14 protein-coding genes are annotated in these 15,860 nt (G+C 61.8%); 10 read left to right on the top strand and 4 right to left on the bottom strand.

Annotation, left to right across the window (positions count from 1 at the left end):
• Window positions 1-141 precede the first annotated feature (141 nt).
• The 8 genes from minD (at window position 142) to F8N96_RS26135 (ending at window position 8,808) form a co-directional block, all read left to right on the top strand.
• On the top strand, window positions 142-954 hold the full coding sequence (minD, locus tag F8N96_RS26165) for a septum site-determining protein MinD (protein WP_150800258.1): 813 nt from the start codon (window positions 142-144) through the stop codon (window positions 952-954).
• Window positions 955-1,209, top strand: a complete 255-nt coding sequence (gene minE, locus F8N96_RS26160; protein WP_007944431.1) for a cell division topological specificity factor MinE — start codon at window positions 955-957, stop codon at window positions 1,207-1,209.
• 194 nt (window positions 1,210-1,403) lie between these two features.
• Window positions 1,404-2,039, top strand: coding sequence for an RluA family pseudouridine synthase (locus F8N96_RS26155; RefSeq protein ID WP_150800257.1), 636 nt, complete (start codon window positions 1,404-1,406; stop codon window positions 2,037-2,039).
• Window positions 2,040-2,072: 33 nt separating this feature from the next.
• Window positions 2,073-3,176: a hypothetical protein gene (locus F8N96_RS26150; protein ID WP_150800256.1), complete on the top strand. Its 1,104-nt coding sequence runs from the start codon at window positions 2,073-2,075 to the stop codon at window positions 3,174-3,176.
• A 75-nt stretch (window positions 3,177-3,251) separates the two neighbouring features.
• Window positions 3,252-4,541, top strand: a complete 1,290-nt coding sequence (locus F8N96_RS26145) for a M18 family aminopeptidase (RefSeq protein ID WP_150800255.1) — start codon at window positions 3,252-3,254, stop codon at window positions 4,539-4,541.
• 321 nt (window positions 4,542-4,862) lie between these two features.
• Window positions 4,863-5,039 carry a hypothetical protein gene (locus tag F8N96_RS35125; protein WP_167355113.1) on the top strand — a complete coding sequence of 59 codons (177 nt, stop codon included), beginning with the start codon at window positions 4,863-4,865 and terminating at the stop codon, window positions 5,037-5,039.
• A 77-nt stretch (window positions 5,040-5,116) separates the two neighbouring features.
• Window positions 5,117-7,273: a mechanosensitive ion channel family protein gene (locus tag F8N96_RS26140; protein WP_150800254.1), complete on the top strand. Its 2,157-nt coding sequence runs from the start codon at window positions 5,117-5,119 to the stop codon at window positions 7,271-7,273.
• Window positions 7,274-7,470: 197 nt separating this feature from the next.
• A complete protein-coding gene (locus F8N96_RS26135) occupies window positions 7,471-8,808 on the top strand; it encodes an amidohydrolase (protein WP_150800253.1) in 1,338 nt (445 codons plus the stop codon).
• 76 nt (window positions 8,809-8,884) lie between these two features.
• Here the strand turns inward: F8N96_RS26135 and F8N96_RS26130 are convergent, their stop codons facing one another.
• Entirely contained in the window at window positions 8,885-10,558 is a 1,674-nt protein-coding gene (locus tag F8N96_RS26130) for a DEAD/DEAH box helicase (RefSeq protein WP_064676602.1), read from the bottom strand.
• Between the two features lie 422 nt (window positions 10,559-10,980).
• Between F8N96_RS26130 and F8N96_RS26120 the strand changes: the two genes are divergently transcribed.
• Entirely contained in the window at window positions 10,981-11,772 is a 792-nt protein-coding gene (locus F8N96_RS26120) for a crotonase/enoyl-CoA hydratase family protein (protein WP_150800252.1), read from the top strand.
• A 135-nt stretch (window positions 11,773-11,907) separates the two neighbouring features.
• On the opposite strand, the gene F8N96_RS26115 is transcribed toward F8N96_RS26120, so the two are convergent.
• Window positions 11,908-12,663 (bottom strand): spermidine synthase, encoded by a 756-nt coding sequence (locus F8N96_RS26115; protein WP_150800251.1) that lies wholly within the window; start codon window positions 12,661-12,663, stop codon window positions 11,908-11,910.
• A 148-nt stretch (window positions 12,664-12,811) separates the two neighbouring features.
• Between F8N96_RS26115 and F8N96_RS26110 the strand changes: the two genes are divergently transcribed.
• Window positions 12,812-14,158 (top strand): class II 3-deoxy-7-phosphoheptulonate synthase, encoded by a 1,347-nt coding sequence (locus F8N96_RS26110; RefSeq protein WP_150800250.1) that lies wholly within the window; start codon window positions 12,812-12,814, stop codon window positions 14,156-14,158.
• 114 nt (window positions 14,159-14,272) lie between these two features.
• On the opposite strand, the gene F8N96_RS26105 is transcribed toward F8N96_RS26110, so the two are convergent.
• Window positions 14,273-15,502 (bottom strand): winged helix-turn-helix domain-containing protein, encoded by a 1,230-nt coding sequence (locus tag F8N96_RS26105; RefSeq protein WP_150800249.1) that lies wholly within the window; start codon window positions 15,500-15,502, stop codon window positions 14,273-14,275.
• A gap of 67 nt (window positions 15,503-15,569) precedes the next feature.
• The gene (locus tag F8N96_RS26100; RefSeq protein WP_150800248.1) at window positions 15,570-15,809 is read right to left on the bottom strand and encodes a DUF1127 domain-containing protein; all 240 of its coding nucleotides are present in this window, start codon (window positions 15,807-15,809) and stop codon (window positions 15,570-15,572) included.
• Window positions 15,810-15,860 lie beyond the last annotated feature (51 nt).

Raw genomic sequence — 15,860 nt, 5'->3', positions numbered from 1 at the left:
AGGAAAAAGGCTACAAGTAGTGTTTACCGCAAGTAAGTGCCGCTCTGAACCGGATTCCAGCCAAGGCTGTCCGACTGCAGTAGTTTTTCAAGAGATGTTTTTCAGGGGCTAAATGTCCTTTTTCCTTAGGGGTGAAACACCTTGGCCAAGATTCTCGTGGTTACATCCGGCAAGGGTGGTGTGGGTAAGACCACCACCAGCGCCGCTATCGGTACCGGCCTCGCTCTGCGTGGTCACAAAACAGTCATCGTCGACTTCGACGTCGGCCTGCGTAACCTCGACCTGATCATGGGTTGCGAGCGCCGCGTGGTGTATGACTTCGTCAATGTCGTGAACGGCGAAGCCAACCTGCAGCAGGCGCTGATCAAAGACAAGCGCCTGGAAAACCTCTACGTACTGGCCGCCAGTCAGACCCGCGACAAAGACGCGCTGACTGTCGAAGGCGTGGAAAAGGTCCTGATGGCGCTCAAGGAAGACTTCGAATTCGTCGTCTGCGACTCCCCGGCCGGCATCGAGAAAGGTGCTCACCTGGCGATGTATTTCGCCGATGAAGCGATCATCGTGACCAACCCGGAAGTGTCCTCGGTACGTGACTCGGACCGCATGCTCGGCCTGCTGGCCAGCAAGTCGCGCCGCGCGGAAAAGGGCGAAGATCCGATCAAGGAACACTTGTTGTTGACCCGTTACAACCCACAACGGGTCAGTGACGGCGAAATGCTCGGCGTCGAAGACGTCAAGGAAATCCTGGCGGTCGCCCTGCTGGGTGTCATTCCGGAATCCCAGGCGGTACTCAAGGCTTCCAACTCCGGCGTGCCGGTGATTCTCGACGATCAGAGCGACGCCGGCCAGGCGTACAGCGATGCAGTCGATCGCCTGCTGGGTAAAACCGTGGAACATCGCTTCCTCGATGTCACGAAGAAGGGGTTCTTCGAGCGCCTGTTTGGAGGTAGGTAAATGAACATTTTTGACTTCTTTCGTGCCAACAAGAAGCCAAGCACTGCCTCGGTAGCGAAAGAGCGTCTACAGATCATCGTGGCGCATGAACGCGGTCAACGCAGTACGCCGGACTACTTGCCAGCCTTGCAGAAGGAACTGGTGGAAGTGATCCGCAAGTACGTCAATATCGGGTCCGATGACGTGCACGTCGCGCTGGAAAACCAGGGCAGCTGCTCGATTCTGGAACTCAATATCACCCTGCCGGATCGCTGAGTCGATCCGAAAGGAGCCACGGCGGCTCGATCAATCGGGCGCCCTTTATCCTGTAGGAGCCGGCTTGCTGGCGATAGCATCAACGCGGTGTATCAGTAACACCGCGTTGCCCGCATCGCCAGCAAGCCGGCTCCTACAGAAAGGGGCGTACAGGTGATCGAGCCGCCGTTGGCATTTGTTACGAGGCTGTTTTAATGCCGTTGTCCAACATCCGCATCATCCATCAGGACGCCGCCGTACTGGTGGTGGATAAACCGACCCTGTTGCTCTCCGTCCCTGGTCGGGCCGACGACAACAAGGACTGCCTGATTACCCGACTGCAAGAAAACGGCTACCCGGAAGCGCGAATCGTCCATCGCCTGGATTGGGAAACGTCCGGCATCATTCTGCTGGCCCGGGATCCGGACACCCATCGCGAGCTGTCTCGGCAATTTCACGACCGCGAAACCGAAAAAGCCTACACCGCATTGTGCTGGGGCCAACCGGAACTCGACAGTGGCAGTATCGATCTGCCGCTGCGTTACGACCCGCCGACCAAGCCGCGCCACGTGGTGGACCATGAGTTCGGCAAGCATGCCCTGACCTTCTGGCGAGTGCTGGAACGGTGCGGTGACTGGTGCCGCGTCGAACTGACACCGATCACCGGCCGCTCCCATCAACTGCGCGTGCACATGCTGTCCATCGGTCACCCACTGCTGGGTGACGGGCTCTATGCGCACGAACAGGCCCTGGCCGCCTGGCCGCGCCTTTGCCTGCACGCCAGCATGCTCGGCTTCACCCATCCGCAAACCGGCGAACGCTTGCGCTTCGAATGCCCGGCACCGTTTTAAGCACACCGCTTCAGAGAAAGGATAGTCATCCGGATGAGTTGTACCGATTGCCTGGCGATACCCGTCGAAAAAACCCGACACCAGCTGCTTTACCTGATCTACGGCGACCATGACGTGTACCGGCGGGAAGCCAAGTTCAGTATCTTGACCGCACTGTCCCACGCCACGAACGGCAAGCTGCCGAGCATCAGAATCCTCACGGATCGTCCGCAGGACTATGCCGGCTGGCCAGTGGAAACCGTCCCCCTGACCCAGGAAACCCTGGACCTGTGGCAAGGCGCAAACGGCTATCACCATCGTCGCAAGGCCTGCGCGATCGCCTATGGGCTGACGCTGGCGCAAAAGACCCTGTTCGTCGACACCGATACCTTGTTCACCCGCGATCCGATGCAGATACTCGAGCGGATCGAGCCTGGGCAGTACTTGATGGACCGGTTTGAATACGACTGGAAAAACGTCCACGAACGCCCTGACTATGTGAAGCTCGGCGATTGCCTGCGCGCTCACGGCGTTAGCGCGAATAACGGTTTCAAGCTGTTCAATAGCGGCGTGTGCGGCGTGACCGATTGCGATACGGCGCTGTTCGACGCGTCCATCCGCTTCATCGACGAATGGACCCGCGACGGCTTCGATATTCATACCATCGAGCAGATCGCCCTGTCGTTCGCCCTGCACGGCAAGCCTGTGGGTGAAACCAGCAAGTCCATCTATCACTACTTTGCCGATAAACGCTTTTTCCACGCGATGCAGGCGCTGTTCTTCACTCGGCATGGCGAGGCATTCAGTCAGAACCTGGTCGAACTGTGCCGTGATGTGCCGCGGGTGAAACCCTTTCCTCCGGCCTGGCAGCGGCTGAAAATAAAATGGAAGCTACGTCACCAGAGCGGCCCGCTGAGAAAGGTCGGACGCGATCTGCTGTACGGCAGCGCAGCACCCGATCACCCGTACCACGCGGCTTGCCGTCACGAGTGGTGGGAAAGCGCCTCCCGGGAGATTCTCCGCTGGGACCGCAGCCGTCAGAAAAAGCTGCTGGAGACGAAGCAGGGCTGGCCCGCGCAACTGCCCCGGCCGGAAAAGCCCGAGGATGAGCGGATCATCATGCAGTACCTGAAAAACCGGGTCGGGGCGGCGAGCTGACCTGAGCGGTACACGTCAGGCCCAAAGCCCCCGACCAATACGTTAAACTGGCTCCACTGCTGTCTGGAGCTACTTATGCGCGAAGAGTTGAACCAAGGCCTGATCGACTTCCTCAAGGCCTCCCCTACCCCCTTTCATGCCACCGCCAGCCTTGTTCAGCGCCTGGAAGCGGCGGGCTTTCAACGCCTGGACGAGCGCGAGCCATGGACCACCGAAACCCATGGTCGCTACTACGTCACCCGTAACGACTCTTCGATCGTCGCGATCAAGATGGGCCGTCATTCGCCGCTGCACGGCGGGATTCGCCTGGTCGGCGCCCACACCGACAGCCCCTGCCTGCGGGTCAAGCCCCAGCCGGAACTGCAACGCCAGGGCTTCTGGCAACTGGGCGTGGAAGTGTATGGCGGCGCGCTGCTGGCGCCGTGGTTCGATCGCGACCTGTCGCTGGCCGGGCGCGTGACCTTCCGCCGCGACGGCAAGGTCGAGAGTCAGTTGGTCGACTTCAAGGCACCGATCGCCACGATCCCGAACCTGGCCATTCACCTCAATCGCGAAGCCAACATGGGTTGGGCCATCAACGCCCAGACCGAGCTGCCACCGATCCTCGCGCAATTTGCCGGTGACGAACGGGTCGACTTCCGCGCCGTGCTCACCAACCAGCTCACCCTCGAGCATGGGCTGAACGCCGACGTGGTGCTCGATTACGAGCTGAGCTTCTACGATACCCAGAGCGCCGCGATCATTGGCCTGCATGGCGACTTCATCGCCGGCGCGCGCCTGGACAACCTGCTGTCGTGCTACGCCGGCCTGCAAGCCTTGCTGACGACCGAGACCGACGAAACCTGCGTGCTGGTCTGCAATGACCACGAAGAAGTCGGCTCCAGCTCCGCCTGCGGTGCCGATGGCCCGATGCTCGAGCAAACCTTGCGTCGCCTGCTGCCCGAAGGTGATGAGTTCGTACGGACCATTCAGAGATCCCTGCTGGTCTCGGCCGACAACGCCCACGGCGTGCACCCCAACTACGCCGACAAGCACGACGCCAACCACGGCCCGAAACTCAATGCCGGCCCGGTGATCAAGGTCAACAGCAACCAGCGCTACGCCACCAACAGCGAAACCGCCGGGTTCTTCCGCCATCTGTGCATGGCCGAAGAAGTCCCGGTGCAGAGCTTCGTGGTGCGCAGCGACATGGGCTGCGGCTCGACCATCGGCCCGATCACCGCCAGCCACCTGGGCGTGCGCACCGTCGACATCGGCTTGCCGACGTTCGCCATGCACTCGATCCGCGAGCTGTGCGGCAGCCATGACCTGGCGCACCTGGTCAAGGTGCTGGGCGCGTTCTACGCCTGCCGCGAGTTGCCGTAACCGCCCATGACCCTTGTAGGAGCGAGCTTGCTCGCGAAGAACCTGAGAGCGCCACGGGGTGTCAGGCTTCAAGCGTTATCGTTCACGTCCATCGCGAGCAAGCTCGCTCCTACAGGGATTTGCGTAAACCTGTAGGAGCGAGCCTGCTCGCGAAGAACCTGAGAGCGCCACGGGGTGCCAGGTTTCGAGCGTTATCGTTCACGCCCATCGCGAGCAAGCTTGCTCCTACAGGGATTCGCGTAAACCTGTAGGAGCAAGCTTGCTCCTACAGTTCAAAAGCCACCTAGACTTCAATCATCCCCTTCGACAAGGCAGTCGCCCATGATCACGATGTCTTCGTTCCACGCCATGCTGATCCCGATTCTCGCCGGGATGATCATGCTGGCAATCGGCTTCAATTTCCGCGACAAGAACCTCGGCGTGTTCGCGATGTGGATCGGCATGCTGACGATCCTCGCCACCGTGGTGTTCAAGATCCTCGCCAAACTCAACGAATAAATCCTCAACCCCGGCTCGCATTGATTTTGACGGGCTCGTACACTCGGTCGATCCGCTCATCCGAGGTTGACCGCCTAGTGTTCGCTCGTCTTTTTGCCCTGCCATCTCTTTTCTTCGTCTGCCTGATGACGCTGCTGCCGCTGGCCCCTGCCCAGGCGGTCGGTTTGCCGGGCTTGCTCGGCGGTTCGGCGAAAACCCAGCCCGAGGCGCAAGAACCCCTGGGCCAGTCCCTGGACGAAGTCATCAAGTCGCTGGAGAACGATCAGCAACGGACCCAGTTGCTGACCGACCTGAAAAAACTGCGCGATGCCACCCTCAAAGCCCGGCCCGCCACTGAAGAAGGCGTTCTGGGTCTGATCGGCGGCACCCTGGCCAATTTCGAAAAACAGTTTTCCGGCGCCGACAGCCCGCTCACGCGCTGGACCCAAGAGTTCGAACTGGCCGAGGATGAACTGGCGGCGCTGGTGTTGCCGGCCAATGAATGGCTGCCGATCATCTTTGCCTTCGCCATGATCCTGATGGTCTGGAGCCTGCTGGCCGCCGCGCTGATCTGGCTCGGGCACCGGGTGCGGATGCGCTTCGGCCTGACCGAAGAACTGCCGCAACACCCCAGGGCCCTGGACATGCTGCGTTTTGCCCTGCGCAAACTCGGGCCGTGGCTGATTGCCCTGGTCATCACGGTGTACATGAGCTACGCCCTGCCCTCGTCGCTGGGCAAAAGCCTGGCCATGGTGCTGGCCTATGCGCTGGTGGTCGGTACCTGCTTCTCGGCGATCTGCGTGATCGCGTTTTCCGTGCTCGACGGCCCGCACCGCCACCGCGCCTTGTACATCCTGCGCCATCAGGCCTTTCGGCCGCTGTGGCTGATCGGCAGTTTCGCCGCCTTCGGTGAAGCCCTGAGTGACCCGCGACTGGTGGCCAGCCTCGGCACTCACCTGGCGCATACCGCCGCGACGATCGCCAACGTGCTGGCGGCGCTGTCCACGGGGTTGTTCATCCTGCGGTTCCGCCGCCCGATCGCCCATTTGATCCGCAACCAACCGCTGTCCCGACGCCTGACCCGACGCGCCCTGAGCGACACCATCGATATCCTGGGCACCTTCTGGTACGTGCCGGCGCTGGTGCTGGTCGCCATTTCCCTGTTCGCCACGTTCGTCTCGGCCGGCGACACCAGCACGGCATTGCGCCAGTCGCTGATCTGCACCGTGCTGCTGGTGTTGTGCATGGTCATCAACGGGCTGGTGCGCCGCCATTCCCTCAAGCCGCAGCGCAGCGCCAAGCGTCATGCGCTGTACTCCGATCGCCTGAAAAGCTTCTTCTACACCCTCGCCCATCTGCTGGTGTGGCTGGCCTTCATCGAGCTCGGCCTGCGGGTCTGGGGGCTGTCGTTCATCGCCTTCACTGAAGGCGAAGGCCATGAAATCAGCGTCAAATTGTTCAGCCTCGGCGGCACGCTGATTTTTGCCTGGCTGATCTGGATTCTCAGCGACACCGCCGTGCACCACGCCCTCACCCGCTCGCGCAAAGGCCTGGCCAATGCCCGCGCGCAGACGATGATGCCGCTGATCCGCAACGTGCTGTTCGTGGCCATTTTCATCATCGCGCTGATCGTCGCCCTGGCCAACATGGGCATGAACGTCACGCCGCTGCTGGCCGGTGCCGGGGTGATCGGCCTGGCCATCGGTTTCGGTGCCCAGTCGCTGGTCGCCGACCTGATCACCGGGCTGTTCATCATCATCGAAGACTCCCTGGCCATCGACGACTACGTGGACGTCGGCGGCCACCTGGGCACCGTCGAAGGCCTGACCATCCGCACCGTGCGCCTGCGGGACATCGACGGCATCGTCCATACCATTCCGTTCAGCGAAATCAAAAGCATCAAGAACTACTCCCGGGAATTCGGCTACGCGATCTTCCGGGTGGCGGTGCCGTCCAACATGGACATCGATAACGCGATCAAACTGATGCGCGACGTCGGGCAGAAGATGCGCACCGATCCGCTGCAACGGCGCAATATCTGGTCGCCTCTGGAGATCCAGGGCGTCGAGAGTTTCGAGTCGGGCAACGCGATCCTGCGCGCCCGGTTCAAGACCGCGCCGATCAAGCAGTGGGAGGTTTCCCGGGCGTTCAACCTGTCGCTCAAGCGGCATCTGGATGAGGCCGGGCTCGATCTGGCGACGCCACGCATGAGCGTGCAAGTGATCACGGCCGGTGGCGGCCAGGTGCAGGAATAGCACTTAACGCCAGCACTCGGGTGACCTTCATCGATTCCCCCCGACACCGCAACCCTTGTAGGAGCTGGCTTGCCAGCGAAGGCGGAGGGTCGGTTAATACATGTGTCGACTGACACACCGCTTTCGCTGGCAAGCCAGCTCCTACAGGGGACCGTGTTGGCACTGAAGCCAAAAAAACAACAATCATGGAGAGACCCATGCAGCTGACCCGCATTGCCCAAACCTGCTTGCTGACCCTGTTCGGCGCGCTGGCCGGTCACGCCAGCGCCGATACGCTGGAAGGCGCGCGCACGCACATTGCCGAACAGGCCAAGGCCCTGGAGCCCGAGCTGCTGGAAACCCGCCGCGACCTCCACGCCCACCCGGAACTGGGCAACACCGAAAAGCGCACCTCGGAAATGGTCGCCAAGCAACTCCAGGCCATGGGCCTGGAGGTGAAAACCGGTGTCGCCCGCACTGGCGTGGTGGCCATTCTCAAAGGCGCCCTGCCCGGACCGACCGTCGCGTTGCGCGCCGACATGGATGCGCTGCCGGTCAAGGAAGTCTCGGACCTGCCTTTCGCCTCGAAAGCCAAGGGCACCTACCTCGGCAAAGAAGTCGACGTGATGCACGCTTGCGGCCACGACGCGCACACCGCCATCCTGCTGAGCACGGCGAAAATCCTGACCGGCATGCGCGACACCTTGCCCGGCACGGTGGTGTTCTATTTCCAGCCGGCAGAAGAAGGCCCGAGCGATTTCATCCCCGACGGCAAAAACACCTGGGGCGCGAAAATGATGATCGAAGAAGGCGTGATGAAATCGCCGAAACCGGACGCGGTGTTTGGCCTGCACGTCTGGGCCGGCGTTCCCGCCGGCCGGATCGCCTATCGCCCGGGTCCGACCCTGGCCAGCTCCGATGACCTGCGCATCAAGATTCTCGGCAAGCAGACCCACGCCGGACGCCCGTGGGACGGTATCGACCCGATCACCGTCGGGGCGCAGACCATCGTCGGCCTGCAAACCGTGGTCAGCCGCCGTACCGACATCTCGTCTTATCCGTCGGTGGTCAGCATCGGCACGATCAACGGCGGCACCCGCTACAACATCATCCCCGAGTCCGTGGACATGAGCGGCACCATCCGCTCCTATGACTACGGGATCCGCCAGAAGCTGCACGCCGACGTACGCCAGACCGTGGAGAAAATCGCCGAAAGCGGCGGCGCCAAGGCTGAAGTGACGATCATCGAGAAGTACGACCCGACGATCAACAACCCGGCGCTGACCGAGAAAATGCTGCCGACCTTGCGCTGGGCGGCCAAGGACGATGTGGTGCAGGGGCCTTTGGTGGGTGGCGCCGAAGACTTTTCCTTCTACGCCAAAGAGGCGCCGGGGTTGTTTGTATTTTTGGGGGTCACGCCTAAAGACCAGGACATGAGCAAGGCCGCGCCGAATCATAATCCGGGGTTCTTTGTGGATGAGGCGGCGTTGGTGGTCGGCGTGCGAACGCTGGCGTCATTGGCCACGGACTATCTCTACGCCAACGCCAAGCCCTGAGTCAAAATCCAGGCATAAAAAAATCCCCGAACCAGTCGGGGATTTTTTATGTTCGATCAATCAGCCCGAGAGCGGATCAATCTTCGCGATAGCGACGCAGCTTCAACTGCTTGCCGGCAACGCGAGTGTCCTTCAGCTTGGTCAGCAGACGCTCCAGACCATCTTCCGGCAGCTCGACGAGGCTGAAGCTGTCACGCACCTGGATGCGACCGATCGCTTCGCGGGCCAGGCCGCCTTCGTTGAGGATGGCGCCCAGCAGGTTCTTGGCCGCGATACCGTCACGCGCGCCCAGCGCGGTACGGCAACGGGCACGACCTTCGGCCAATGGAACCGGAGCACGACGCTCGCGATCACCACGGTCCGGACGATCACCGGTGCGCTCTGGACGATCGCCACGGGGTGCGTTGTTCGGCACCAGTGGACGTTCTTTCTCGATCGCGGCCAGGGTCAGCGCCTGAGCGTTGGTTGCCTTGCGCAGCAGAGCGGCAGCCAGTGCACGCGGGGTGCAACCGATGTCGGCGGTCAGGCGATCCAGCAGATCACCGTGGGTCGATTCGGCATCAGCGACCAGCGGCGACAGGCTGTTGGTCAGTTTCTTGATGCGGGCATCGAGAACGGCCTGGGCGTCCGGCAGGCGAACTTCGGCAACCTTTTGACCGGTTACACGCTCGATCACTTGCAGCATGCGGCGCTCACGCGGCGTCACCAGCAGCAGTGCCCGACCTTCGCGACCGGCACGGCCGGTACGGCCGATACGGTGCACGTAGGATTCCGGATCGTACGGCATGTCAACGTTGAACACGTGAGTGATGCGCGGAACGTCCAGGCCACGAGCGGCAACGTCGGTCGCCACAACGATGTCCAGACGGCCATCCTTGAGGGATTCGATCACGCGCTCACGCTGGTTCTGGGCAATGTCACCGTTCAGCGCAGCGGCTTTGTAGCCTTTGGCTTCCAGGGCACTGGCCAGGTCCAGGGTCGCTTGCTTGGTGCGCACGAACATGATCAGGGCGTCGAAATCTTCCACTTCCAGCAGGCTCAATACAGCCGAGGTCTTCTGGTCAGCGTGAACCAACAGGTGAGCCTGTTCGATCGCGGTAACGGTCTGAGTCTTGGTCTGGATCTTCACGTGTTGCGGATCGCGCAGATGGCGTTCGGCAATGGCACGGATCGACTGCGGCAGGGTGGCCGAGAACAATACGGTCTGACGGGTTGCTGGCAAGGCCTTGAAGATGACTTCCAGGTCGTCCATGAAGCCCAGCTTCAACATTTCGTCGGCTTCGTCGAGAACCAGGTGGTTCACGGTCGACAATACTTTTTCGTCGCGACGCAGGTGGTCGCACAGACGGCCCGGCGTGGCGACAACGATCTGTGCGCCATTACGGATTGCTTTCAGTTGTGGACCCATAGGGGCGCCGCCGTAAACGGCCACAACGGTAACGCCCGGCATTTGCTTGGCGTAGGTTTCGAAAGCGGTTGCTACTTGCAGCGCCAACTCACGGGTTGGCGCCAGGATCAGGGCTTGCGGCTCGCGCTTGGCAGGATCGATGCAGTGCAGGATAGGCAGGGCGAACGCGGCGGTTTTACCGGTACCGGTTTGCGCCTGGCCAATCATGTCTTGGCCGGCCATGATGATCGGGATCGATTGCTGCTGAATAGCCGAAGGTTCTTCGTAGCCAGTCGCGATGACGGCTGCAAGGATATTCGGATTAAGATTAAAAGCGGCGAAGCCGCCGGTTTCCTGGGTCATGGGTCTGCCTCTAAGTGCATCCGCAAAGACCCATGCTCCAAAGCTGCGCATGCCGTGTAAGACTCAAGAGTCGCCCTGGCTGCTTTGTCGGCGGGGATTTGCGAAAACGAATGAATGAAAAAGATTCGTCAAGGAAGAGTCCGCTGTGCGGACATGCAGCCGAAGCTGGCTTCGGGGAATTGCGCTACCTAAACGCGGCCCGGTTAAAGGCCGGCGCGCACTATACCGGAAATCGGCCAAAAAGGGAGCATTATTTGTCGGAAAACTGACGGATTCACCGTTGTGTCACAGGCTTTGCGGATAATCGTGCAAGGGTCTATTTTTCAAAGGCCCCGGCCCTGCTGGCGATCGCGCTAAAACGGTTCACCGCGGTGCGGCGAACCGGCAGTCCGACAGCCCCTTCCCGCCCCGAGGAAATGCCAATGAATCAGCCCGGCCGCAGTCGTGTAACCCGTGAACGTCGCGGCCATGTCCTGTTGCTCGGCCTGGATCGGGTGGCCAAGCGTAATGCCTTCGATCTCGACCTGCTCAATGAATTGAGCCTGGCCTACGGCGAATTCGAGGCCGACAGCGAGGCGCGGGTGGCGGTGGTGTTTGGCCATGGCGAGCATTTCACCGCCGGGCTCGATCTGATCGATGCCAGCGCGGCCCTGGCCGAAGGCTGGCAGGCACCCCCAGGCGGCTGTGATCCGTGGGGAGTGTTTGCCGGGCCCCGGGTCAGCAAACCGGTGATCGTCGCCGCGCAAGGCTATTGCCTGACCATCGGCATCGAACTGATGCTGGCCGCTGATATCAACCTGTGTGCGAGCAACACCCGATTCGCCCAGAAAGAAGTGCAGCGCGGGATTTTCCCGTTCGGCGGCGCAACCTTGCGCCTGCATCAAGTCGCGGGCTGGGGCAATGCCATGCGCTGGCTGCTGACCGGCGATGAATTCGACGCCCATGATGCCTTGCATCTGGGGCTGGTGCAGGAAGTCATGGCCAGTGAGGATTTGCTGCCGCGAGCGCTTGAGCTGGCGGAGCGAATCGCCCGGCAGGCGCCGCTTGGGGTCCAGGCGACCTTGATGTCGGCCCGGCAGGCGCGTTATGAAGGGGAAACGGCGGCGGCCCAGGGGTTGCCGGCGTTGGTGAAGAAGTTGTTGGCCAGTGAGGATGCCAAAGAAGGTGTGCGGTCGATGGTCGAGAAGCGGCCTGGGGTGTTCAAAGGGCTTTGAGGTTGTGGCGATGCGGATATTGCTTTCGCGGGCAAGCCTCGCTCCTACAGGTTTTGTGTCGTTCACATTTCCGGCGAACGACGTCAATTTGTAGGAGCGAGGCTTGCCCGCGAAGGGGCCCGCACAGGCACCGACTTATGTCGCCGGGCGGATGGCCTTGATCAGCGACTGCAACGAATACCCCAACCGCGGCGCCAGCCCTTCGGCCCGTGTCATCAGCCCGTCCATGTCCAGTTCCTGATCCAGCTCCGAAGGCACCAGCAGAATCACATTGCCCTCTTTCACCGGCAATTCCCAGTAATGCCGGTGATACAGCCCGCGCAACAATGCCGCGCCCAACGGCTTGCCGTCGTCGGTCGCCCACTGGTTGATCACCAGCCAGCCACCCGGGTTCAGGCGTTTCTGACAGTTTTCCAGGAAGCGCCACGCCAGATGCCCGGCACCCGGGCCGACATCGGTATAGAGGTCGACGAAAATCAGGTCCGCCGGTTCCGCCGTATCCAGCAGCTCCAGCGCATCGCCGACGCGGATATACAGCCGCGGATCGTCATCCAGCCCAAGGTATTCGATGGCCAGGCGCGGCACGTCGGGGCGCAGTTCGATGGCTTCGACGTCTTCCAGCGGCAGGAACTTGAGGCACGCCTGGGTCAGCGTACCGGCCCCCAGCCCGAGGAACAGCGCGTTTTCCGGCTGCTCGTGGCACAGCGCACCGATCAGCATCGCGCGGGTGTAATCGTATTCGAGCCAGCTGGGGTCCGCGGTGAACACGCAGCTTTGCTCGATGGCATCACCGAACTCGAGAAAACGGTAATCGGCCACTTCCAGCACGCGAATCACGCCAAACTCATCCTGTACCTCGGCGAGCAGATGCTCGACGCGCTCCTCAGTCATCTTGTCTCCTGATCGTCGCCCGACAGGCGACACATTGAAACCACGGCGTGGCGCGGCAAAGGGGCGATTGTCCGCGAAGCGACGGGAACAGGTCACGCACTAATTGCTGATAACATGACAGTCCGAGCGTAAACCATTAGAGACCGTGATGAGCCAACCCTGGAGTCCTGACAGCTGGCGCGCCCTGCCGATCCAGCAACAACCCCGTTACCCCGACGCCGCCCATTTGCAGCACGTCGAGCAGACCCTGGCCAGCTATCCGCCGCTGGTGTTTGCCGGTGAAGCCCGGGAGTTGCGCCGTCAGTTTGCCGAAGTGACCCAGGGTCGCGCGTTTCTGTTGCAGGGCGGCGACTGCGCCGAAAGCTTCGCCGAGTTCTCCGCCGCGAAAATCCGCGACACCTTCAAGGTGCTGCTGCAAATGGCCATCGTCATGACCTTTGCCGCCGGTGTCCCGGTGGTCAAGGTCGGGCGCATGGCCGGCCAGTTCGCCAAACCGCGTTCGGCCAATGACGAAACCATCGATGGCGTGACCCTGCCGGCCTATCGGGGCGACATCGTCAACGGCATCGGTTTCGACGAAAAAAGCCGCGTGCCGGACCCGGAACGCCTGCTGCAGTCCTACCACCAGTCCACCGCGACCCTGAACCTGTTGCGCGCCTTTGCCCAGGGCGGTTTTGCCGACCTGCATCAGGTGCACAAGTGGAACCTGGACTTCATCGCCAACTCGGCACTGGCTGAAAAGTACAGCCACCTGGCCGATCGCATCGATGAAACCCTGGCGTTCATGCGCGCCTGTGGCATGGACAGTTCGCCGCAATTGCGCGAAACCAGTTTCTTCACGGCCCACGAAGCGCTGCTGCTGAACTACGAAGAAGCCTTCGTGCGTCGCGACAGCCTGACCAACGATTACTACGATTGCTCGGCGCACATGCTGTGGATCGGCGACCGCACCCGTCAGCTCGATGGCGCTCATGTCGAATTCCTGCGCGGGGTGAACAATCCGATCGGGGTCAAGGTCGGCCCCAGCATGAACCCTGACGACCTGATCCGCCTGATCGACGTGCTCAACCCGGACAACGATCCGGGGCGCCTGAACCTGATTGCGCGGATGGGCGCGAACAAGGTCGGCGATCACTTGCCGCAGCTGATCCAGGCGGTGCAGCGTGAAGGCAAGCAGGTGCTCTGGAGTTGCGACCCGATGCACGGCAACACCATCAAGGCCAGCAGCGGCTACAAGACCCGCGACTTTGCGCAGATCCTTGGCGAAGTGAAGCAGTTCTTCCAGGTTCACGAAGCGCAAGGCAGTTATGCCGGCGGGATTCACATCGAGATGACCGGGCAGAATGTGACCGAGTGCATCGGCGGGGCACGGCCGATAACCGAAGACGGGTTGTCGGATCGGTATCACACCCATTGCGACCCGCGGATGAATGCCGATCAATCGCTGGAATTGGCGTTTTTGATTGCCGAGACTCTGAAGCAGGTTCGGCGTTAAATCGCGTCGCTGCCTTCGCGGGCAAGCCTCGCTCCCACGGGATTTGTGTCGTCCATCGGCAATGTGGGCGACACAAATCCCGTAGGAGCGAGGCTTGCCCGCGAAGGCGTCGGTTCAATCACCATCGAACTGAGCCAATGCCACCCGCAATCTGGCCGCACTCGCCCGCGGACAATTCAACTGAACCCGCTCCAACCCCAACCAATCCGCCATCTGCTGCAGATTGACCGCCAACGCCAGCATCCCCTCCTCATCCAGCCCCGGCTCTTCCTCATGCACGGCGTGCACCGCCAGCCTGCCCAGCGCTCGCTCGGCGCGCAGGTCCACCCGCGCGGCAATCCGCTCGTTGTGCAAGAACGGCAACACGTAATAGCCATAGACCCGCTTGTGTTGCGGCGTATAAATTTCCAGCCGGTAGCGAAAATCGAACAGCCGCTCGGTGCGGCTGCGCTCCCAGATCAGCGAGTCGAAGGGTGACAGCAGCGCACTGGTCTCGACCTTGCGCGGCACCTTCGGCTCGGGCAGGCAGAACGCCGGTTGTCGCCAGCCCTGAACCTCGCAGGCCAGCAAGTCACCGCTCTCGACCAACTCCGCCAGCCGCGGTCGGCTGTCTGCCGGCCCCAGGCGAAAATAGTCGCGCAGGTCTTTTTCCGTACCGACCCCCAAGGCGGTTGCGGCGTGCAGCAACAACCCCCGCTGCGCCTCGGCCTCCGACAGCAAGGGCTGCTGGAGAATCGCCGCAGGAATCACCCGCTCCGGCAAATCATACAGCCGCTCGAACCCGCGCCGCCCGGCCACCGTCACTTCACCGGCGGCGAACAACCATTCCAGTGCATGCTTTTCCGCGCTCCAGTCCCACCAGGGCCCTGCCCGCTCCTGACGGGTCGACAGGCTCCCGGCCCCCAGCGCGCCAAGCGTCTGGACCGAGGCCAGCACCCGGCGTACCGTGTCCTGCTGCTCGCGGCCGAAACGCGCCAGTTGCTGATAGATGTCCTCGCCACGGCTCGCCCGCAGCATGCGCCAGCGCATCAGCGGGTACATCGACAACGGCAGCAGCGAGGCTTCATGGCCCCAATATTCGAACAGCGTGCGTTGCCGGCCCCGCCCCCAGGCCGCCTGGTCGAGCAAATCATGCGAGTAATGGCCGAGGCGGGAGAACAGGGGCAGGTAGTGCGAACGCACCAACGCGTTGACCGAGTCGATCTGCACCGTACCCAGACGCTCGATCAATCGATTGATCCGGGCCGATTTGACCGGCGCTGGCGGCTGACGCCCGGTAAAGCCTTGGGCAGTCAGTGCCAGGCGCCTGGCCTGTTTCAAGGAAAAACTCGAGGAAGTGGACATTCAACGGCTCATGGCGAGGTCTGTTCCCACCTTAGCGACCTGCGCATAAAACGCCAGCGCTGCCGCTTCATCGCTTGAGCGGATCGTCCCAAAACGGCCGGGACGACTCCAACATGACGTCAGCCCGACTCAAGCCGATATCCCGCAGACAGTCATCACTCAAGCGCGCCAGTTCGGCGCGATCCCTGCTCAGTTGTCGCCAGCGCATCAGTTGCGCCGTTGCCCTGGATAGCGGCAGGCCGACCCTGCCCAAGCCCTGGCTCAATGCCTGTAACGTGCTGCGCCGTGCAATAAACGATCGTTCCATGATGATGCTCCTCAGCGTCGAGGCGGCAGTCTTTGCCAGGTGTCGGCCAGG

Source organism: Pseudomonas fluorescens, assembly GCF_902497855.1.
Lineage (GTDB): Bacteria > Pseudomonadota > Gammaproteobacteria > Pseudomonadales > Pseudomonadaceae > Aquipseudomonas > Aquipseudomonas fluorescens_BI.
Note: the sequence above shows the minus strand (reverse complement) of the source record. Positions and strands in the feature narration are given on the sequence as shown.